The organism is Rothia nasisuis (assembly GCF_928381405.1).
GTDB classification, from domain to species: Bacteria; Actinomycetota; Actinomycetes; order Actinomycetales; family Micrococcaceae; genus Rothia; species Rothia nasisuis.
In genome coordinates this window covers 64908-85298 of sequence record NZ_CAKMSB010000003.1, presented here as the reverse complement: position 1 = coordinate 85298, position 20391 = coordinate 64908, and the positions used below count along the sequence as shown (strand labels likewise).

General features: G+C 59.9%; 21 protein-coding genes. 9 read left to right on the top strand and 12 right to left on the bottom strand.

Annotation, left to right across the window (positions count from 1 at the left end; all coding sequences use genetic code 11):
- Positions 1-72: 72 nt before the first annotated feature.
- On the bottom strand, positions 73-816 hold the full coding sequence (locus tag L6966_RS03540; protein WP_237225009.1) for a LysE family translocator: 744 nt from the start codon (positions 814-816) through the stop codon (positions 73-75).
- 88 nt (positions 817-904) lie between these two features.
- Here L6966_RS03540 and L6966_RS03535 point away from each other — a divergent pair, with 88 nt between their 5' ends.
- The gene (locus tag L6966_RS03535; RefSeq protein WP_237225008.1) at positions 905-1861 is read left to right on the top strand and encodes a LysR family transcriptional regulator; all 957 of its coding nucleotides are present in this window, start codon (positions 905-907) and stop codon (positions 1859-1861) included.
- A gap of 6 nt (positions 1862-1867) precedes the next feature.
- Here L6966_RS03535 and L6966_RS03530 read toward each other — a convergent pair whose 3' ends face one another.
- From L6966_RS03530 to pta, 6 genes are all read right to left on the bottom strand, one after another.
- A complete protein-coding gene (locus tag L6966_RS03530) occupies positions 1868-2839 on the bottom strand; it encodes a bile acid:sodium symporter family protein (RefSeq protein WP_237232875.1) in 972 nt (323 codons plus the stop codon).
- Positions 2840-3040: 201 nt separating this feature from the next.
- Entirely contained in the window at positions 3041-4477 is a 1437-nt protein-coding gene (locus L6966_RS03525) for a M48 family metallopeptidase (protein ID WP_237225006.1), read from the bottom strand.
- A gap of 279 nt (positions 4478-4756) precedes the next feature.
- Positions 4757-5530 (bottom strand): hypothetical protein, encoded by a 774-nt coding sequence (locus tag L6966_RS03520; protein WP_237225005.1) that lies wholly within the window; start codon positions 5528-5530, stop codon positions 4757-4759.
- Entirely contained in the window at positions 5527-6135 is a 609-nt protein-coding gene (locus tag L6966_RS03515; protein WP_143539031.1) for a hypothetical protein, read from the bottom strand. Before L6966_RS03515 ends, L6966_RS03520 begins: the two co-directional genes overlap by 4 nt.
- Before the next feature lie 273 nt (positions 6136-6408).
- Positions 6409-7548 (bottom strand): acetate/propionate family kinase, encoded by a 1140-nt coding sequence (locus L6966_RS03510; protein ID WP_083090643.1) that lies wholly within the window; start codon positions 7546-7548, stop codon positions 6409-6411.
- 250 nt (positions 7549-7798) lie between these two features.
- On the bottom strand, positions 7799-9910 hold the full coding sequence (gene pta, locus L6966_RS03505; protein WP_237225004.1) for a phosphate acetyltransferase: 2112 nt from the start codon (positions 9908-9910) through the stop codon (positions 7799-7801).
- Positions 9911-10135: 225 nt separating this feature from the next.
- On the opposite strand from pta, the gene L6966_RS03500 reads away from it, so the two are divergent.
- The 5 genes from L6966_RS03500 (at position 10136) to L6966_RS03480 (ending at position 13874) form a co-directional block, all read left to right on the top strand.
- The gene (locus tag L6966_RS03500) at positions 10136-10807 is read left to right on the top strand and encodes a DsbA family protein (protein ID WP_237225003.1); all 672 of its coding nucleotides are present in this window, start codon (positions 10136-10138) and stop codon (positions 10805-10807) included.
- Between the two features lie 124 nt (positions 10808-10931).
- Entirely contained in the window at positions 10932-11747 is an 816-nt protein-coding gene (locus L6966_RS03495) for a carbon-nitrogen hydrolase family protein (protein ID WP_237225002.1), read from the top strand.
- 17 nt (positions 11748-11764) lie between these two features.
- Positions 11765-12082 (top strand): acylphosphatase, encoded by a 318-nt coding sequence (locus tag L6966_RS03490; protein ID WP_237225001.1) that lies wholly within the window; start codon positions 11765-11767, stop codon positions 12080-12082.
- An 11-nt stretch (positions 12083-12093) separates the two neighbouring features.
- Positions 12094-13038 (top strand): cation diffusion facilitator family transporter, encoded by a 945-nt coding sequence (locus tag L6966_RS03485; RefSeq protein WP_237222067.1) that lies wholly within the window; start codon positions 12094-12096, stop codon positions 13036-13038.
- A gap of 26 nt (positions 13039-13064) precedes the next feature.
- Positions 13065-13874, top strand: coding sequence for a spermidine synthase (locus L6966_RS03480; protein ID WP_237225000.1), 810 nt, complete (start codon positions 13065-13067; stop codon positions 13872-13874).
- Here the strand turns inward: L6966_RS03480 and L6966_RS03475 are convergent.
- Complete coding sequence (locus L6966_RS03475; RefSeq protein WP_237224999.1) at positions 13871-14803, bottom strand: EamA family transporter; 933 nt, start codon at positions 14801-14803, stop codon at positions 13871-13873. The two genes, L6966_RS03480 and L6966_RS03475, sit on opposite strands and share 4 nt — an antisense overlap.
- 170 nt (positions 14804-14973) lie before the next feature.
- On the opposite strand from L6966_RS03475, the gene L6966_RS03470 reads away from it, so the two are divergent.
- Entirely contained in the window at positions 14974-15777 is an 804-nt protein-coding gene (locus tag L6966_RS03470; RefSeq protein WP_237224998.1) for a di- and tripeptidase, read from the top strand.
- A gap of 12 nt (positions 15778-15789) precedes the next feature.
- Positions 15790-16725, top strand: a complete 936-nt coding sequence (gene ypfJ, locus L6966_RS03465) for a KPN_02809 family neutral zinc metallopeptidase (RefSeq protein WP_237224997.1) — start codon at positions 15790-15792, stop codon at positions 16723-16725.
- A 56-nt stretch (positions 16726-16781) separates the two neighbouring features.
- On the opposite strand, the gene L6966_RS03460 is transcribed toward ypfJ, so the two are convergent.
- Positions 16782-17855, bottom strand: coding sequence for a hypothetical protein (locus L6966_RS03460; RefSeq protein WP_237224996.1), 1074 nt, complete (start codon positions 17853-17855; stop codon positions 16782-16784).
- 246 nt (positions 17856-18101) lie between these two features.
- Here L6966_RS03460 and L6966_RS03455 point away from each other — a divergent pair, with 246 nt between their 5' ends.
- Positions 18102-18632, top strand: a complete 531-nt coding sequence (locus L6966_RS03455) for an HdeD family acid-resistance protein (RefSeq protein WP_237224995.1) — start codon at positions 18102-18104, stop codon at positions 18630-18632.
- 54 nt (positions 18633-18686) lie between these two features.
- Here the strand turns inward: L6966_RS03455 and L6966_RS03450 are convergent, their stop codons facing one another.
- The 3 genes from L6966_RS03450 to L6966_RS03440 are packed head-to-tail and all read right to left on the bottom strand — an operon-like array spanning position 18687 to position 20350.
- Positions 18687-19334, bottom strand: a complete 648-nt coding sequence (locus L6966_RS03450; RefSeq protein ID WP_237224994.1) for a chloride channel protein — start codon at positions 19332-19334, stop codon at positions 18687-18689.
- On the bottom strand, positions 19306-19869 hold the full coding sequence (locus L6966_RS03445; protein WP_237224993.1) for a voltage-gated chloride channel family protein: 564 nt from the start codon (positions 19867-19869) through the stop codon (positions 19306-19308). The genes L6966_RS03450 and L6966_RS03445 overlap by 29 nt, the downstream gene beginning before the upstream one ends.
- Positions 19859-20350 carry an ion channel gene (locus L6966_RS03440; RefSeq protein WP_083090629.1) on the bottom strand — a complete coding sequence of 164 codons (492 nt, stop codon included), beginning with the start codon at positions 20348-20350 and terminating at the stop codon, positions 19859-19861. The genes L6966_RS03445 and L6966_RS03440 overlap by 11 nt, the downstream gene beginning before the upstream one ends.
- Between the last annotated feature and the right edge of the window lie 41 nt (positions 20351-20391).

Here is a 20391-nt window from a genome sequence, read left to right as displayed (position 1 = left end):
TTTAAATGGTCTTTTCTGGTTTTCTGGCGGGAGGGGCGCGGGCTTTCGGCGTACCCACTTGCGCCAGACACTCTAGAGTAGCCTGTGCGCCGCCTCCACCAGAATCAGAACGCCAAAGACCAGTAGCACTGACCCTGCGATACCGTCGATGACCAGGGTGGCGCGCGGGTGCAGTAGCCACCTCATGGCCAGGGCGGCCAGCGAGATAATCAGGGTAAACCAGAGCACGTTAATGCCGCCGTGAATGGCCGCCAGAAGGGTGCCCATGAGGAAGGGCTGTACAGACGCCACCATAAAGGGCGGCACGCTGGCGATGTAGAAGACCGCAATTTTAGGGTTGAGAATGTTGGCGATAAAACCCGCCAGAAAATCCTTGCGAAAGTTGGCGGGAGCTGGGGTGGTTGCGCCCGGCTTTGCGCTGGCGGGGGTGCTTACCCCGCCGCCTGGGCCGGGTAAGGACGCCGCGGGTGCAGGTAGCGAGGCCAGGGCGGCCTGCTCTGTTTTGAGGGTTGTCACCTGCCCCCAGTGCCTAAGGTTGAGCATGAATTTGATGCCCAGGTAAATCAGGTAGAGCCCGCCCGCGACTGTGATGAGGTCAAAGACCAGGGGGGCTGCGGCCATGAGCACGGCCAGGCCGGTGGCGGCGGTGACACCCCAGATGAGTAGTCCTGCCGTGATGCCGAAGACGCAGGCGTAGGCACTGCGGTGCCCACCGGCGACCAGGGAGCGGAGCACTAGGGCGGTATCGGTTGCCGGGATGATGGTGATGAGAAAGGCGATGCTTGCAAAACCAAGAAGGGCCTGGGTAAGGGTCATGGGCACCACTGTAAACTAGGAGGAATACCCGGTTCTAGTCCATGAGTTCAAATAGTACTCATGGATAATAGCAATGAATGGAGCCTGAATGTACGACTCCCGCCGCCTTGAAATCCTCTTCGAATTCGCCCAGCAGGGCTCCCTGGCCGCAGCCGCTGACGTGTTGGGCTACGACCCCTCCACCGTCTCAAACCACCTGGCCAAACTCCAGGCCGAGGTCGGCCACACCCTCTACGAAAGATCTGGGCGCGGCGTGGTACTCACCCCGCGTGGCCGAGAACTGGCCGACTACGCTGGGCAGATCCTCGCTCTCATGGAGCAGGCCCACAATGCCATGGCTAGCGAAACCAGCTTGGCCCCCAGAACCCTGCGGGTAGCGTCCTTCAATTCAGCGGCCCGCTACATGGTACCCCGCGTCTTTGAGCTACTGGCCAAGCGGGCCCCGCACCTGAGTCTGGAACTCACCCAGCTAGAACCCCAGCGGTCCATCACCGAACTGACCCGCCACCAGTTCGACCTGGTCATCGCTGAAGAATACGGGGGGCGGCCGGTGCAGCTACCGGGGCCCCTAGTGCGAGCAGAACTCTGGGACGATCCCATCGTGCTAGTCGCCCCCGCCAGCATGGTGCCTCAAGATCCGCTCAAAAACCTGGCCTGGGCTGAGACTGCCCCCTGGTGCATGGAGCCGGTTGGCACCGAACTGCGTGCCTGGTCAGACGCCTTCTTGGCGGGAGCCGCTATCGCCCCGCAGCCGCGCTTCATCTCCACCGACTTGAGCTGGCAGCTACACTCGGCCTACGGGGGCTACGCGGTAGCGATTCTGCCCCACCTGGTACTTGATGGTCTCTACCGGTCGGAGCTCACCCTTGACCGCCAGCGCGCTGCCTCCTGGCGGCAGGGAACCCGCACCGGCAGCCTGTGGGTCAGTCAGCCGCTGGGCCGCCGCCGGGTTTTTGCGGTGCTACGGTCCAGTTCAGAGCAGGACGCCGCCGTTCGCCTGCTTACCGAGACCCTGCGGGAGCTGAACCCGGCGTCCTCACCATGACTTTCGCTATGACGCTTCGGCCTGCCTGCCCCAGCGGGCGGCTTTGGCGGCGCAAATCATGAGCTGAACCTGGTGGAAAATCATGAGCGGGAGAATCAGTGCTCCCACCGTACCGCCACCAAAGATAACGGCGGCCATGGGCAGGCCGGTGGCCAGGGACTTTTTGGAACCACAGAACTGTACCGCCACCCGGTCGCCGTAGCTAAAGCCCAGCTTCTTTGAAACGACCCCGCTGAGCCAGAGCAGGAACTCCACCAGGGCAATCGACAGAACAACCAGCAGCAGGATCTGCCAGGGGCTGATGCGGGTCCAAATGCCCTGCACAATGCCGTCCGAAAAGGCCGCGTAGACCACCATGGCGATGGAGAGCCGGTCAACGTGCTTGGTCAGCTTGTTCTTGGCAATCTCACCCACCCAGCGGCGCAGGAGCTGGCCCAGAATGAAGGGCAGCAGGAGCTGAAGGGCAATATCACCGAAAACAGAGCCGGAGATAGTGAGCTGGTCGCTCTGCATCAGCAGCATGACCAGCAGGGGGGTGGCGACCACGCCCACGATATTTGAGGCGCTGGCCGAGACAATCGCTCCTGCCACATTGCCCCTAGCGATCGAGGTGAAAGCCACCGAGGACTGCACGGTGGAGGGCACCAGGGTCATGAAGAGCAGACCCAGATAGAGCTCCTTGCCGATAAGGCTCTGAAGGGGGTAGAGGGCCAGGCCAATGAGCGGAAAGATCAGGTAGGTAAAGCCCAGAATGGTGCTGTGGAGCCGCCAGTTCTTCAGGCCCTGCAGGGCCTCCTGGGGTGAGAGCCTGGCGCCGTAGAGGAAGAAGAGTAGGCCGATAGCGATTTTGGTGGCTACGCTGAACCCCTCAGCGAAGTCCCCGCGTGCCGGGGCGATAATCGCCAGGGCAACGGCGAGCAGAATCAGGGTGATGAGCGGGTCTGGGCGCCAGGAGCGCAGTTTTAGGGGTGGGGCCATTTAGCCCATTTTACTCTTTGCCCTTTTCAGCCTCGTACCACTTAGCGCCGCCGCGCGCTGCTAGAACCAGGGCAACAATACCTGCGATAGCGTAGAGAAAACCCATGGGGTTCACCTTCTTGCGTGAGAGCTAATAAACCCCATCCTAACCCCGTTCCTGTGATGCAGGTAAGGGTTGAGGTGGGGTTTTTGTGTCGAGGGTTAGACCTGGTCAGTGGGTGGATTGTCCGGGGCGGACGCTGGGCGCTCATCTTCCCGAGGCATGGCACCCGGGCCACTACCGGCGTCCTGACCCTGCTGATCAGGTGAATGCTGGCCAGGTACCTGCTGGGGCTCCTGCGGTGAGGGGGCTCCGAAGCTGTTCCAGGGAGTGCGCTGGCGGAACTGCGGGGGTACCCAGCCGCTGTAGAGCATATCGCCCACGGTGCGGTCGCGGTACTGGGCCGGGGGTCGGTGGGTGGTGTTGACTGAACCCCAGTGCTGGTTGTCGGCCCGCTCGGGGTAGGTGGCCAGGTGGTCGGTGGCCTGTAGGGGGTCGGCCCAGGCTTCGGCAGGCTCTGCCGCCGGAATCATGGAGAGCGGGTAGGGCGGGTTGTTCTTGGGGCGCCACACCAGGCGACCCGGTTCGGTGCGGTCGCGCAGGGCGTGGGCGCGCCAGGTAACCGGCGGGTGGGTGGTGGTGAGGTTGTAGACCCAGGTAAAGAAGCCGCGTTCGTAGACAGCCCGGTTGGCCAGCTCGTGGAAGTTCACGTCGTTCATCAGGTACTTGCCGGCGGCCAGTACGGTGGTGGTGGTTTCGGCGCCGTCGGGGGCGTAACGGTAGCCGAAGTTGTCGGCGGTGTACTCCTGGGTGCGGGAGAGCAGGTTACCCAGAATGGGTAGTTGCATGAAGAAAGACGTGAAGATGAGGCGGAAGTAGCTGACGTGACCTGCGGCGATGTGACCGACTTCGTGGCCGATGATGAAGCGTAGGGCCTCGGGGTTGCGGGCCGCACCGCCAATTTCGAAGAGGTCGGAGTAAATCGCGATGAAGCGGCGGTGCCCGTGGCCAGAGGCGAAAGCGTTGATCTGGCCGTTACCGAGCACGACGTAGGCGTCAGGTACACGGCGTAGCCCGGCGGCGTGCGCTGCTTCAACGACCATCTGGTAGGCCTCGGGGAACTGGGTGGGGGTGATGCGCACCCCGCTGAGGCGTAGCTGGGAGTAGAGGATGCCGCGCACGAAGAAGATACCCAGGGGCAGATAGATAGCGAGGACCACTAGCTGGCCGACCAGGTTGCTGAGCTGGTAGTTCACAAAGTTATCGCCCAGTATCGTGCTAAACATGGAATAAATCAGGTAGATGCCCCCGCCCACATACAGGAGGAGGGTGAGCGCGTAGGCCATGATGACCAAAGGCAGTTCGGCAGGGTGTCGAATAGCGTTGATGAACTTGAAGGGCAGCAGGGATTGGAAGCCGAAGAGCTTAGGGGCAGGCAGGGGCGAGAGGGGCCGCTGGCGCATGTCTTCGGGCAGCCAGCCGTCGCTGAGGTCGTTGGGCAGGGGCTGGGTGAGGCCCTGCTTCTTACTGTGCGCGGACGCCTGTGGGCCGGGTTGCTGCGGGTAGGGCGGGGTGGTGCCGGGGTTGTTCTCACTCATGCGATTTCCTGCTGATTGGGCGTGTATCTTCTGCATTCAACAGTAGCAAGAAAGCGATAGGTGAAGGAACGCCTGCGCCATTGAGTATTTCTCAATGGCGCAGGCGCTGGGTTTATTATTTCTTGTCTTGGTTGCGAGCGGATAAATCCATATGCAATAGCAGAGGCCAGAAGAAGCAATAGCCCGCTGTTAAGAATTTCTAATGGTGTTATCTCAAACATTACGGCCCCCAGGTTGCGATTATTCTATTTCTACTTACGCGGATACCATTAATATCTACTACCAAGGATTTTCCTTGCAGGAGTCTTTTATTTGCTTGTCGTAGTGAGAAATTTTTTCCAAAATATCATACTCATAGTTTTCGCTCAAATTGACAGAAAAATTATCTCTACTAATCTTTTGGTACGTTTCTTCTACAGCCTCCCGAGGGTAGTATTTATAGTAGTCGGAATATTTCTCTGCAGAGTATCCCTCAATGATTGATTCTTGAATTATATTATATACAATGGATGAGCACATTGAGGTTGAAAACTCATATTCAGACATTTCTTCCGTCTGGGGTGTTTCATGAACTATATCAATATAACTATAACCATCAAATATTTTTTGAATTTCATCACGGGGTCCAGTGGCAAACCAAGATTCTGAGTAGACTAGCTGATTCCCTGGGGTGATGACTTCATCCCAATCTGAAATGACTTTTAAGGTGGACTCTTGCGAAAATATTCGTATAAGAATTGATTCTCTATCATTCAGATAGCAATTGATCCCGATTGCTTCGTCCCAATACGTTGGATTTCCATAGAAAATATCCTTGTCTTTGCAAGGGAGCGTGTCGATAAGATTGGGGTAGTTTTCAATCGTTAAATCTTTTTTAGAAGTTTCTCCGGCCTCCTTTTCTGCTCCTTGATTTTTTGTTAGTTCGGACTGTTCTGCTCGAGGGGTTGAATTTTCTTCGTTATTAATCAATCTAATATTGTTCATTAGCAAAGAAATTAGTAGGGCGATAATTCCAAAGGCTAGAACTGTAATGATTTTGAACTTATTTTTCATCGCCAATATACCGATGAAGGAACGCTGCCCATGGTTTTTCCGCGAATTTTTGCGACGGTTGCTCTATTGCCAATAGTAACCACAGCTTCTCCATTTGCTCCACATCCTGCGTTGACCCAGATGGGTTCCTGAACCGAAAGGTTGTATGAATATCCTCGCCCTTGGACGCAGGCATCAGGGGCAACATTAAGAAAGTATCGATCTTTTGTCCACCCATACCGGTAGTTTGCATTGCGGGAAGCTCCGATGATTCCACAACCATTAGTGGATTCCGTCCACTGATGGCTATAGATGAAACCTGCTCTAAGAAGCGGGCATCTTGCTGACTGCAGGGCGGAGGTGGATAGACTATCTCCTAGCGGTAAATCTTGAATCCCTGTGATAGCCACAGTATCGGCTTCAAAAAAACCTGGGTCGGCTACTTCTATGTTGGGGTGATGCGATATATAAATTCTAGCTTGTTGGCTTGATATAATAGTGGAAAGGCTAGACGAATCCATACTTGCAGATATATGACTATTGGTATCTGCAAATGCTGCGCCGGAAAATGTTGTAGATGCAATAATAGCTAGTGCTATCCCTTTTGATATTGAGGCGAGTTTCACCGGGTACTCCTTGAGTGCTTGGTCAGCCGTCTTTGGCTGAGACTTGGGGATCAAGAGTGAGTTCTTGTGCTTCTGACTTTAATACCTTGGTTAAATCCAGTCAAGAAGTTATCTAAAAAAAGTCGATAGGTTTTTCAAGGGTTTCCTCGGGGTGCCCCTAGCCTGGTGAATCTTGCTACCTGGATAGAAACGAAAAGCGGGGTTTCTTTCGAAACACAGTAAAGAACCGTAGTTCGAAAGAACCCCCGCCCTACAATGGGGAAGCCCTAAAACTTAGGCAACCAGGGCCTCGGTGGCCTCGGCGATAGCCTTTTCCTCGTTGGTTGGAACAACCAGGACGGGGATAGCTGAGTCCTCGGTGGAGATGATGCGGGGCTCGTCGCCGCGTACCTTGTTGGCTTCGACGTCCAGCTTGATGCCCAGGGCACCCAGGCGCTCAACAGCCAGCTTGCGGAACTGGTGGGAGTTCTCACCGATACCGGCGGTGAAGACCAGGGCCTTAGCGCCACCAACAGCCACATGGTAGGCGCCGATGTACTTAGCCAGGCGGTAGGAGGTCATGTCCAGGGCCAGCTTGGCGCGCTCGTCCCCAGCTTCCATAGCCTCAACCACAGCGCGCATGTCGTTGTTGCCAGCGATAGCGAGCAGGCCGGATTCCTTGTTCAGCAGGGAGTCCATCTTGGCGGGAGTCATCTCGGGGTCGCGCATCATAATGGAGGTCAGCACGGAGGGGTCGATGTCGCCGGAGCGGGTACCCATGACCAGGCCAGCCAGGGGGGTGTAGCCCATGGAGGTGTCCAGGCACTGACCGCCCTCAACAGCGGTGACGGACGCGCCGTTACCCAGGTGGGCGATAACGCCGTTGAAGTCGGAGCGGTCCAGGCCCAGGAAGTCAGCGGCAATGCCGGTGACGTAGTCGTGGCTGGTGCCGTGGAAGCCGTAGCGGCGCACGCCGTACTTCTCCACCAGTTCTTCGGGCACAGCGTAACGGTAGACGTGCTCGGGCATGGTGCCGTGGAAGGCGGTATCGAAGACGGCAACCATGGGGACGCCGGGGTAGGTTTCCTGGGCAGCCTTCAGACCCAGCACATGGGCGGGGTTGTGCAGGGGAGCTAAGGGGGAGAGCTCATCAATCTTAGCGATGACCTCGTCAGTGACCAGCACGGGCTCTGAGAAGACATCGCCGCCCTGAACGATACGGTGGCCGATAGCGTCGATGGTCTTGCCGTGCAGGGGCTCAACCAGGGCCTTAGCCATGATGTCGAGGGCTTCGGTGTGGGTGGGAATCTCGGCTGAGCCGATGTTCTCCACCAGGCCCTTAGCGATGACCTGGTTCTCTTCACCGGTAGCGGCGGTGTCACGCACCTGGTACTTCACAGATGAGGAACCGCAGTTAATAACGAGTACGAGCATGAAAGTGTTTTCCTTTAGTTGCTTAGTGAGTGAGGGGGTACGCGGACGTTTGCGCCTAGGACGCAGGCGGACTCCCCGAAAGGCGACTGGCTGGATGGAGTGAGCGGGTGCGCCAGCACACGAGAGCGAACGGAATCCGCCGTTAGGCGGGGCATGAATCGAGCGAGCCCTCCAGGGCGAGCTCGAGAAGGTTAGTCGCCGCAGGGGAGTCCGCTGCGGCCGTTCTGCCAACCCAACCCCGTGCGTCCTATTACAGGGTTTGGGCCTGAATAGCGGTGATAGCCACGGTGTTGATGATGTCATCGACGGTAGCGCCGCGGGAGAGGTCGTTCACAGGCTTGCGCAGGCCCTGCAGGACGGGGCCGACGGCTACAGCGCCGGAGGTCTGCTGAACAGCCTTGTAGGTGTTGTTGCCGGTGTTCAGGTCGGGGAAGATGAAGACGGTTGCCTGGCCTGCGACCTCTGAGCCGGGGAGCTTGGAGGAGGCGATGGACATGTTGGAGGCCGCGTCGAACTGGATGGGGCCCTCGAAGGCGAAGTCGGGGTTAGATTCGCGCAGCTTCTCGGTGGCTTCGGCCACGAGCTCAACGTCGGTACCGGAGCCGGAGGTGCCGGTGGAGTAGGAGAGCATGGCCACCTTGGGGTCAACGCCGAACTGGCGGGCGGTCTCTGCCGAGGCTCTGGCGATGTCAGCCAGCTGCTCGGCGTTGGGGTTGGGGTTGACGGCGCAGTCACCGAAGACCAGCACGCGGTCTTCCATGAGCATGAGGAAGACGGAGGAGACCACGTTAACGCCCTCGCGGGTTTTGATGAACTCCAGGGAGGGGCGGATGGTATTGGCTGTGGTGTTGACAGCGCCGGAGACCATGCCGTCCACGATGCCCTTGTGCACCAGCATGGTGCCGAAGTAGGAGGGGTCCATCATGCGGTTCTGGGCGCCTTCGAAGGTCATGCCCTTGTGGGCGCGCAAGTCGGCGTAGGTTTTGGCGAAGTCCTCGGTGTAGTCGTTCTTGTCGAGATCGATGATGGTGACGCCGCGCTTGCCGTCCTCTGCGATGGGCAGGTCAATGGATTCGCGCTGGCAGATTTCTGCGATTTTTTCGGGGTTGCCGATCAGTGTGAGGTCGCAGAAGTCGCGGCGGACGATGATGGAGGCGGCGCGTAGGATGCGGGGGTCGTAGCCTTCGGGCAGGACGATGGAGCGGCGGTCGCTGCGGGCCTTTTCGATGAGGTTGTGCAGAAAGCGTAGAGGGGTCATGGTGGCGGGGCGTTCGAGTTCGAGGCGCTCGAAGAGTTCCTTTTCGTCGACGTTGCGGAACCATTCGCCCAGGGCCGTTGCAATCTTGCGGGGCTGGCCGAGGGCCAGCTGGCCGCGCACCATGGAGACGGCACGGCCTGCCTTGAAGGTATCGAGCTGGGTGGAGAAGACGGGGAAGGGGGCCTTTTCAACCAGCTGGCCGATGGCGGTGTCGCCCTTGAGTTCTGCAGCCAGGCCGCCGGTCAGCAGCATACCGGAAGGAGCGGGAAAGGATGGCGCCAGAGCTGAGGCCAGGGTAGCGACCATGATGTCGGAGCGGTCGCCGGGGACGATGACGAAGTCGCCGTCGGTGAACTGTGAGAGGAAGTTGGAGACGGTCATGGCCGCGATTTTGATGTCGTGGATGTCGCGGTCCAGGAAGTCCTGGCTCATGCCTTCGTGGCCCAGGCCGAGGTTGTAGACCACTTCGGCGACGGTGGGCAGTGAGATTTCGGGCAGCTCAGGCAGGACGTAGACGGGGCGGTTAGAGGGGCCGCGCTTGACGTTTTTGAGGATTTCTTCGCGCAGTTCGGGGCGGGCGCGGTTGACCATGACGGCCAGCAGGTCAACCTTGGCTCCGTGGAGTTCGGTGCGGGCGACGTCCACGGCGTTGACGACGTCTGAGACGGTGGATTCCTGGGCGCCGACGACGGCGATGACGGGGGTGCCGAGGTCTTTGGCGAACTGGGCGTTGAGGTCGAATTCTACGGTGGCTGCGTTGTGGGAGAGCAGGTCGGTGCCGTCGACGATGATGGCGTCGCAGTGCTTGGCCATGTCGGAGTAGACGGAGACGGCGATGGAGGACATTTCTTCGTGATCGCCGGAGGCCAGCAGTTCGCGGCAGCGTTCGAGGGAGACGCCGCCGCGGGCCTGGGCGTCGCTGAGGTTGTACTTGGTGCGGAGCAGACGGATGAGGGGGTCTTGTGACTCGATTTCGCCGCTGAAGACGGGGCGGAAGAAGCCCACGCGGTCGGTTTCTTTGAGCAGGGAGTCGATTAGGCCGATGGCGATGAGGGACTTGCCTGAGCCCTGGTTCATCGCGGAAATGTACATGCCGTTGGTCATCTGGGTCTACATCCTTGTGGCTGTGTTTTTGTGGGTTACGGTGGCCGTGGGGCTACCGTATGTTTACTTCTGAGTTTATTCCTTTGTGTGGACTTTAGGGGCGGAGCGGCGTGCGTTTGTGTGGTATCTCATGAGGGGCGGACGCTTGCTGACAGTCTGTGCCCGCAGGGGGTACAGTCGGTTGGTTAGGCTGGGTTCAGAACTATCGTCTGAGAGAAGAGTCTTATGTCTGTGAAACTCACCCGCCGAGCCCTTGTGAGCACCCTCCCTCTGCTGGGTTTGGTGGCCTGTGGCGGTTCTACCGAGACCACCGCCGGCGCTTCTGCTGCCGCGAGCGGTGAAGCTGCGGCGGGCGTCCGCACCGATGCTGGCTACCAGCTCAATGCAGTGACGGACGGGGCCCCCACGGTCACCCTCTACACCGATTTGCAGTGCCCCTACTGCGCCAAGGCCGACCCCAAGTACCGGGAGGCTGCTGCCGAACTGGAGGGCACCATGAACGTGACGGTACGCCATTTCCCGCTGCCCATGCACGCCAATGCCGTCCCTGCGGCCCAGGCAGTGCAGGCTGCTGAGGCTCAGGGGGCTTACGTGGCTATGGCTGATCACCTCTACACCCACCAGGCCGACTGGAAGGAGATCACCGACACCGCCCAGTTCGCCACCCTCATGGGTGACTACGCCGAAGAGCTGGGCCTGGATCGCTCCCGTTTCGAGTCTGACCTGGCAAGCGAAGGTGCCCTGGCCCTGATTGAGCAGGAGTACCAGGACGGCGTCGCCGCAGGTGTGAAGGGCACCCCCAGTTTCGTGGTGGAGGGAACCAAACTGGAGAACGTGGACTCAGGTACCAGCACCGCCGACATGGTGGCGGCCTTCAAGCAGGCGGCGGGTCTCTAAGAAGTCGTGTAGGTAACCGAAACCTTCATGTGCGTGTTCTTTGAACGCGCAGATGAAGGTTTCGATTACATTCACCGGGGCGGACGCCTGGTCACCGCCCGCTGCGCCCTCTAGAGTTGAAGGTATGAAGATAGCTCTCGCCCAGATGCTCAGTACCAAGGACGTTGCCCGCAATATCGAGACGATCCGTGAATACACGGCGCTCGCAGCAGAGCGCGGAGCCCGCCTGGTGGTCTTCCCCGAGGCAGCCATGCTGAGTTTTGGCGGGCGCCTCTACGACGATGCTGCCCAACACGAGCTAACCTTCCGCACCGCCCTCGCTAACATTGCTCGCGAGAACTACGTGACCGTGGTGGCGGGCGGCTTCGCCCCGGTGCAGCTCTCTGATGAATGGAACCTGCGGGTTTATAACAACCTCTACTGCTTCGACCAGAACGGGGTAGAGACCGTCTACACTAAGATGCACCTCTACGACGCTTTTGGTTTTAAGGAATCTGAGGGCGTTAAGGCCGGTGAACAGCTGGTGACCGTCACCGTGGATGGCACCAAAATTGGCCTGGCCACCTGTTACGACGTGCGCTTCCCCAAGCTTTTTGCCGACTACTCCCGGGCAGGGGCTAAGGCAACGATTGTTGCGGCGTCCTGGGCTGGGGGTGAGGGCAAGGTGAGCCAGTGGCAGATTCTCACCAGTGCCCGTGCCCTAGATTCCAATATGTTTGTGTTGGCTGTTGACCAGGCGTCGCCTACCAGCGCTGACCCGCGGGCAGATATTACCCAGCCGACCGGCGTGGGCTACTCCCGGGTAGTTTCCCCCTTCAGTGCGACCCTGGCTGAGGCCGGTGAAGCTCCCGAGATTCTGGTGGTTGACCTTGACCTCACTGAGGTAGACCGGGCCCGCCAGGCCCTACCCGTACTGGCGAACGCCAAGCTGGACTACTAGAGAAAGAGTCTTCTGACATGGGTTTCTTTGATATTTTCACCGATAGAACTCCCGCTGAACCCGCTGAGGCCCAGCTCATGGCGACAGCCTACGGGCACGTGCAGGGCGTGGGCTTTCGCTGGTGGGTGGCCGGTATTGCTAAGCCCCTGGGGCTGGTGGGCTACGCCAAAAACATGGACGACGGGTCGGTTGAGATTGTCGCCCAGGGCAGCGCGGACGCCTGTGAGCAGCTCCTTGCCGAACTGACCGGCGGCGATACCGCTGGTAGGATTGATCATGTTGACTCTGACATCACCCAGCCGGTTGGCTCCTATAAGGGGTTCGGCATTTACTAGAAGGGCACACCATGGGCCACTCGCACGGCCACTCCCACAGCCATGCCCACGGGCATTCCCACGGCAGCGGGGCTAACGAGCGCCGCCTTATCATTGTGGTGGTTATTGCCTGGTCATTGGTTGCCTTCCAGTTGACCGGAGCCTGGCTGACCGGTTCCCTGGCCCTGCTCTTTGACACGGTCCACGTTTTCACCGATGCCCTGGGGGTCAGCGTTGCCCTGGCCGCCGCGCGTCTGGCCCGCCTGCCGGCGTCCTCGCGCCACACCTGGGGGTTCCGCCGGGTCGAGGTGCTCTCGGCCATGTTCCAGGCCGCCGTGCTGCTCGGGGTTGGGCTCTTTGTGCTTTACGAGGCGGTGCAGCGCCTGCTGGAACCTGCCCCCATACCCGGCCTTGAAGTGCTGATTTTCGGCGTCATTGGCCTGGTGGGCAACATCGTGATGATTGCGGTGCTGGTGGGCGGCGACCGCACCAACTTCAACATGCGGGCCGCCTTCCTGGAAGTGCTCAACGACGCCCTGGGGTCGGTGGCGGTTATTATCTCGGCCCTTATTATCTGGCGTACCGGCTTCTACCAGGCCGACGCCCTAGTGGCTGTGCTCATCGGCCTGCTCATTATTCCGCGCACCGTCAAGCTCTTCCGCGAAACCACCTCGGTCCTGCTGGAATCAACCCCGCGCGGGCTTGATCTCGACGAGGTCCGCCGCCACCTGGAAAGCCAGCCCCACGTGGTTGCCGTACACGACCTACACGCCAGCCAGATTTCCTCCGACCTGCCGGTGCTCACCGCCCACATTGTGCTCGACGACGAGTGCTTCACCTCGGGCCACTCCGTAGAGATTCTCAAACACCTGCAAAGCTGCGTGGCTGAGCATTTTGAGGTGTCCATTAAGCACTCCACCTTCCAGATGGAGCCGCACTCCCTGGCTGCCGACGAAGACCTGCGGCACCTGCACTAGACCGGAAAGGGGCTAGGCTAGAGAACATGTCACGCACCATTCAACTTTCTTTTTCTGGCCTGAGCGCATCCGTTGCCCCTGACGGCTTCTCAGCGACCGGCCGGATTCTTGAAATCGGCGGGGCAGAGCAGTCTCACGTGGATCTAGCCCACCCCGACTTCATCTTCTACGAGTACCTACGCCGGATCGGCAACCTGGTTGATCTTCAGGCTGAGCCCGGGGCGCCCATCACCGCCGCCCACCTGGGGGCAGGGGCTCTGACCCTGGTGCGCTATATTCAGGCCACCCGGCCCGGCTCAGCCCAGCTGGCTGTTGACATCGAGCGGGAGCTGCCCGGTTTTGTGATGGAGCAGCTGCCCCTGCCAGAAGGTACTAACTGCACAATTTTGATTGAGGATGCCGCCGCGGCCGCTCCCCGCCTGAGGGATGAGTTGGGTGCCCCGGGCGGTCTGGATGTGGTTGTCCTCGATATTTTCTCGGGCTGGGAGGCTCCGCCCCACCTGACCACCGCCGAGTTTTACACCGACCTGCGCCAGGCCCTGGCCCCGGCAGCCGGTGATAGTGCGGGCGGCCTGCTGGCCGTCAATGTGGGCGACGACGCCGGGCTCAGCTTCTTCGTGGCCCAGGCCCGAACCCTATTAGAGGTCTTTGAGCACGTCTGGTGCCTGACTGATACCACCATGCTGGGCGGCCGCCATGCGGGCAACCTTATTCTGGTGGGCTCCCATGTGGCGCTCACCCAGGACGCCGCAACCTACCTGGTGGGTGCCGGGCCGCACCCGGCGTCCGCCCTGGGCACCGATGAGCTGGTGGAGCTGCTCGACAAGCTGGGCTAGAGGGCGTCCACCTGGGCGATGGTGCTGGTGACGGGCGCAGGCTCGCCTGCTGCCCGCTTGGGGCGGGATGTCGCTGTGATACCCATAGAGGCTACAGTCAACAGCAGGATCGCCGCCCAGCGCAGGGCACCGGTTTCTTGGTCTAGCAGCAGCCAGCCGCCAATGGCTGCGATACCAGGCTCTAGGCTGAGCAGAATCGAGAAGACATTATTGGGCAGGCGGCGCAGGGCCGCCAGCTCGAAAGTGTAAGGAACCACGGACGCCAGCAGGCCCGTACCCACTGCCAGGGCAAGGACGCCCGGGTCGGCAAAGGCCTGGGCAGCCCCGGCCCCGCCCAAGGGGAGGGTAATGAGGGTGGCGACGACCAGGGCGGCCCCCAGGCCGCCCGCCCCATCAAAGAGCCTGCCTACGCGGGAGCTGGCCAGAATATAACAGGCCCAGAAGAAGGCTGCGACCAGGGCAAAGACCAGGCCAAGGGTAGAAATGTGCTCAACTCCGAAGGCCTTTTCAGCCCCGATGAGGGCCATACCGATAGTGGCTAGTCCAATCCAGAGGGCGTCGATAGGCCGGCGGGAGAGCACAGCTGCCAGAACCAGCGGGCCGATAAACTCCACCGAGACTGCCAGCCCCAGGGGGAGCAGCTCAATGGCGTGGTAGAAGGCCCCGTTCATGCCGGCGAAGGCAGCCCCGAGCAGGATCACGGCGACCCACTGGGCGGGCGTCCACCGCCAGAAGAGGGGCCGGGTGAGAGTGCAGATGACCAGGGCCGCTACTCCCAGACGCAGGGTGGTCACGCCCCAGGCTCCCAGCTGGGGGAAGAGCTGCACAGCAAAAGCCGCTCCCACCTGTAGGGAGATGCAGGAGCCAATGACCAGCAGAACGCCGGTGGTCTTATCAGAACCGGCCAAACGTGAACGAACTGCTTGCACGGGTGCCTACTTTCAAGAAGATACTGCAACCAGTGTAGGCAGATGTCTGCCGCATATCTGGCGGTGGGTGCCACAGTTGCCACCGTGAGCTACCGCAGCCCGCCACGCCTAGGGCGTACACAATAGCAAGCACACTGTGTTTACAGCTATTTGCCGGTAAACTAAAAGCTATGTTCAACTTCAACGCATCTAGCGCTTTCGACGCTAACGGTCAGCCCAAGCCCGCAGTTACCCGCACTGTCGACACTGTGCTGAAGGTTCAGCGTCCCCTGATTGTTTCCATGCTCAAGAAGATGCGTGAGAAGCACCCTAACGAGACCCCCGACCAGATTGCCAAGCGCCTCGAAAAGGCCTACCTGCGCGATGTAACCGTTGGTGGCGGCGCCGTGGGCGCAACCGCTTTCGTGCCCGGTCTGGGTACTGCGGCGTCCGTCGGTCTGTCTGCTCTGGCAGTTGGCGGCTACCTGGAGCGCACCGCTATCTATGCGCAGGCCATGGCTGAGTTGCACGGAGTTCACATTGATGACCCCGATAAGGCCCGCCTCATGGTCATGGCCATCATGCTGGGGGAGGACGGCTCCGCACTCATGAACTCAATTCTGGCCCATACCGGCAAGACTGGCGGTGTCTCCCGCAAGTGGGGCATGATGATGGGTTCTAAGGATTCAGGCAAGGTGTTCAGTATCGAGCGCACCATCCGCAACATGTTTATTAAGCGTTTCTTGGCCCGTCAGTCCGGCGCGCTACTGGGTCGTGCCCTGCCCTTCGGTGTGGGTGCTGTGGTCGGTGGCGGTGCCAACCTGGCCCTGGGCAAGAATGTGGTCAAGTCTGTTGGGCAGACCTTCGGGGCCCTGCCCGCTGTTTTCCCCGATGCCCTAAACCCTGACCGTGCGCCTAAGTTTGAGGGCGGCAAGGGTGAGGACGCCGGTGCCTCCGAGGCCGGGGCCGCTGAGCCCGCCCAGCTTGAGAAATAACCTGAGGTTGACATGGGCTTTAATGACAATCTGAACAGTAACTACTCCCAGCGCGGCTCTTCTGGGGGTAATGGCCGCTCCGCCGGTGGCGGCGGTACGAACCCGCTCATGATGATGCTGATGAGCAGTGTTGCTCGCAAGTTCGGTATTCCCGGCGTGCTGATTGTTGGCGCTATCTTCTTTTTTGCGTCAGGCGGCCTAGGCGGTCTGACCGGTGGCTCTAGCTCCATGTACGGCACTGAGTCCCAGCAGGATCAGGTGACCGGCGCTGGCAACTTTGATCACTGCCAGACCGCTGAGGACGCTAACCGCTACGACGACTGCCGTATTCTGGCGACCGGCGTCAGCCTCGATATGGTGTGGGAAGAGAAACTGCCTGCTGAGGCAGGCGTCAGCTACACGGCCCCTGACCTGGTACTGGGCGAGGGTCAGCTGTCTACCGGCTGCGGTAGCGCTAACATTTCGCAGACCGGCCCCTTCTACTGCCCGGCCGATACGACCGTGTACATGTCGGTTCCCTTCTTTGACCAGCTCAAGGCGATGGGCGGTTCAAACGGTGATTTCGCGGTCATGTACGTCACCGCGCACGAGTTCGCTCACCATATTCAGCAGACCATGGGCACCCTGAAGTACTCCAACTACCAGGACCCGGGCGCTGATTCGGGTGCGGTGCAGGTTGAGGTTCAGGCTGACTGTTACGCCGGTGTGTGGGCTTCTCAGGCTGATAAGGGCGAGAACGCCCTGCTCGACCCCTTGACCGAAGAGCAGATCCAGCAGGCTATTGACACCGCCCGTGCTATTGGTGATGACGCGATTCAGCGTTCGGCCGGTCAGCAGGTTAACCCTGACCTGTGGACGCACGGTTCCTCGGAACAGCGCGTCAGCTGGTTCACCAAGGGCTACACCGAGGGCACCATGTCAGCTTGTGCCCAGCCCTTCAATTCCTAGTCGGAATCTAGCTAACAGCAAGGAGGGGCCAGAGTTTTCTCTGGCCCCTCCTTCTTTTAACTCTTAAAACGGGAGCGGGCGCGGACGAAGGCGCGGGCAGCTAGGCGGGCACCCTTGGCGGTTGCCCCGTCGGCTGCTGCGAGCTCTGCCTCGGTGCTGGGCCGCACCTGAGTTTCGGTAACCACCGGGGCTGGTTCTTCAATGTCGGATGCGGTCACCGGCTCTGGTGCCTCAAGCTGGGAAGGTTCGATGGGCTCAGGCTCATCGAGGGTGGAGGGGGCCACGGGCTCGGGCACCTCAATGGCACTTATCTCTTCGGCGGAGAGTTCCAGTAGGTCAGCGTCATCAGTAGCAGGAACCGAGCCGCTGTTGCCCTGCCCTGCCCCCGTGCTCGGGGTTCCGGCGTCTTGACCACTGTCTAAGACCGCGAGGGTGCTGGCAGCTAGCTGAGCGGGGGCGGCCCCCAGGTTCTGCCCTACCTGGGCAATCAGCTGCTGGGCGAAATCTCGGCGCACCTTCTGGCTAGCAAAAACAGCGCCACCGGCCTTAACCAGCTGCTCGCCCGCCTTGACCAGCAGTAGGGTCTGCGGGTTGCGCAGGCCGATGGTGGCCACAGCCCCTAGAATGTTCATCTGCTGCCCCTGGCGCACTCCGGCGCTGGGGGTGTTTTCGACCTGGGTGAGTAGCTCATTGACGTCCTGCCCTAAAACGGCTGTTGCGGCCTCGTCGCTGCTTTCAACCTGAAGCCCGTAGAGCAGGGCCATGCCGTGCAGGTAGGTCTTGACTGCCTGAGCGCTGCCCACATGGGCTGTGGTGTTGATGCCTTTGTTAGCGGCCCTGCTGTAGGTGGCCATGCCCTGCTGCACCGCGCCCAGGTGGGCGGCTACCTGGGTGAGACCGGCTACGCGCCGGTTGCGGGTAACGCTGCCGAGGACGTTGGGGGTCAGCTCCTGGGCCCCGGCCTGGGCTGACCCGACCAGGGTAAAATCGCGCACGAAGATACCGCCTAGGCGCTCTGCCAGGGTAGCGGGGGTGGCTTCGGAGTAGCGGGCGCGGAGCTTGCGCAGGCGGCGCACGGCCAGGGGAACCTGATCGGGTGAGCTGTCTGCGGGGCGGGAGGTGTCGGTCATAGGTCTATTGTAGGAAACCTGGGGATTGAACCAGCTCGCCCTTTACTGCTCTTAACCTGTGGCAGGTAATAGAAATATGTAGATTTTTTAGTCGCCTTGTTGCCTAAAATCCAACAACGGAGAGCAGAAACACGCTTTATGAAGAAAAGTTATTCGCCGGTAACCACTAAGTGAGATGTTTTTGACTGTTAGTCTTGAGGTGTTTTAAGCAAAACGCACGCAGTCCCTATTTCTCATGGAGCAAATATGACCTCTTCACTTTTTGCACGCCCGCTTTTTATTACAGGCGCCCTGGCTGTCATGCTCGGACTTGCTGCCATTATCTGGCCCGGTATTACTCTCAGCGTGATTGCTGTGATGTGGGGTATCTTTGCGATTGTTGAAGCTATCTCAACTTTCTCACGTGTTGGATCTGCCGATAAGTCGGGTAAGTTTTTCTACATTCTCTCTGGCATCATTGGCCTCCTTGCTGGCCTGGCTGTTATCTTTCAGCCCCTCTGGGGCGCAGCTACCTTGACCTGGGTTCTGGGTTTCTGGCTGGTGGTGCGCGGTATCATCGAAATCATTGCTGCTGTGCGCCTGCCTAAGGAGGCTCCCAAGGCCTACCTGATCCTGGCAGGTGTTCTCTGGTTGCTGGCCGGTCTGCTGGTGATGGCTAGCCCCGGTGTTGCTATGATTAGCATGATTATCTGGATCGGCCTGCTCACTATCGCTCTGGGTATTACCCTGATTGTTGCGGGCTTTAAGGCTCGTTCCAATGCCAAAAAAGTTGCATAATTTAAGCCTCTAACAAAGCGGGGTTGCCCACGGCTGTGGGTAACCCCGCTTTCTTTAACCAGCTTGTTTAGCTGACTCGGTGCGGGCTTCTACCAGCTTGACCATCAGCGTCCCTACCGCAGAGGCTACCAGCAGGGGCCCCAGGGCGGTGCCGGGTAGCATAAAAACCATAATCAGCACGATAGCCAGAGGCTTTTTGACCGCAACCGTCGTTGCTGCAACCATCCCCGCAGCCAGGGCGGTACCGGCGTCCGTACCCGGTAACAGAGCCGTAGTGAGCAAACCTGCCGCTGCCCCCGCAAAAGCTAGGGGGAAGAACTCGCCACCGGGCCAGCCAGCAGACAGGCTCAGGGCGGTCGCAACCACCTTGAGCAGGGCCAGGCCTGCGAGGGCCCACCAGGCAGAATCCTCAACCAGGGTTACCAGTTCAGGGAGCTCTGCGTGCCCTGAAAAACGTAGCAGGGGGACGGCCGCGAGTAGCCCCGCCAGCAGAGCAGAACCTACGAGAACCCGGGCCCAGGGGCGGGTAAAACGCTCGGCGAAATGATCCACCCGGTGGTGTAACCAGCCAAAGAACAGGGCCAGGGCACTGGCCAAAAGAGCCGGGAGTAGGGCCTGCCACCAGGTGTTCACATCCCCGCGCGGGGCCAGGGGGAGCTCTAAAATATGCCGCTCAGCTCCCAGTAGGTTGAGGGCTGCCATAAAGGTTAGAAAGCCGCTCACGCCGGCTAAGAAAGCAGGCACTTTTGAGGGGGTTAATAGAGTCGTCGGCGTAAGAGGCTGCGGCAGGCGGGGAGCCATAGACACTAGCCAGTGCTGCTGCGGTTCCGGCCTCACCCAGTGCCCCTGCCTCTTCGCGGGTGCGGGCAATCTTGGAGCTGACCAGTATAGATAGCTCAGCAACCACAGCCACTAGGCCGGCTTCGGGGCCGATGGAGGCACCAAAGGCCACAGCGATAATGGCAGAAAGAGCAAGGACGCCAGTCTTGAGTGCCCGGGGTCGGGCAGGGTCGGTGGTCTCAGCAATAGCCTGATCCAGACTCCCCAGGCTATGACGGTGTTGCAGTATGGCCAGCAGAATACCGCCGACCATGACGGTAGCAAAGATAAAGAAGGGGCCGCTACCCAGGGCCCAGATGTGGTGCTGTAGGCTCAGCATGGCCATGAGGGTCAGGGCAGAGACGAGACCTGCCAGGCCACCGTAGAGGAGGCAGATCCAGAGGAATTTACTGTTCATGATTCTTTTGGGCCTGGTAGGAGCGCTTTTCTCGGCCGTGACGGAGCGCCTCGCTCATGGCGTGGCCCAGAGCGGCGATAAAAATAAGGTCGAAGATAATCATAGCGATGACCAGTAGCTTCGCCTGCTGCCCGACAGGGTGAATATCGCCAAATCCCACGGTAGACATGGTCACAATGGTGAAGTAAAGGGCATCGGTGCGGGTGGCGAGACCGGTGAACTGCTCGGGTTCTTGAACGGCCAAGACGTAGCAGACGAAGGCACAGACGTGAGCAGCCACAAACATGAGGGCGACCAAGTCGAAGAAGCGGCGCTCCTGCTTGCGTAGCTGGGTGGTAATGGCGTAGGCCAGAGCAAGAAGCATGAGGCCTGCAATGATGCCCTGCAGGTAGGAATCGTTATTAAGCCTGATGGGTAGCAGGTAGAAGATGCCGATGGTGCTGGCGTAGATGAAGACTTGTTTGATGGCGTAGGGTGTCATGGGTGCAAAAGTGCCAGGGTAGGGAAGAGGGGCTTGAGCCT